The sequence below is a fragment of the Lactobacillus jensenii DSM 20557 genome, assembly GCF_001436455.1.
Classification (GTDB): domain Bacteria; phylum Bacillota; class Bacilli; order Lactobacillales; family Lactobacillaceae; genus Lactobacillus; species Lactobacillus jensenii.
Genome location: NZ_AYYU01000084.1, coordinates 1 through 340 on the forward strand (window position 1 = coordinate 1; position 340 = coordinate 340).

Annotated in this window: 1 protein-coding gene; it reads left to right on the forward strand. The window is 34.4% G+C overall.

What is annotated here, in order from left to right; translation table 11 throughout:
- Positions 1-340 (forward strand): amino acid permease (locus FC45_RS07545; protein ID WP_155517716.1); only part of this gene is annotated, 340 nt, incomplete at both ends.

The window sequence follows — 340 nt, forward strand, 5'->3', positions numbered from 1 at the left end:
TATTTGAAGTTTTGGTGGCCACAAGTAAATGTTTTTTGGTCCGGTGTAATTATTATCGCCTTTTTATTACTGGCAAATTTGGCAAGTGCTAAAGCATATGCAAACTTGGAATTTTGGTTTGCGATGATTAAGGTCATTACAATTGTTTTAATGATTATTTTGGGATTTTTAGTAATTTTCTTTGGTTTTGGTAATGGTGGTCATCCAACTGGTTTTAGTAACTTGTGGAGTCATGGTGGCTTCTTTACTGGTGGAATTAAAGGGTTCTTTTTCTCAATGTCAATAATTGTTGGTTCTTATGAAGGAATTGAGTTACTTGGGATTAGTGCTGGTGAAGTAG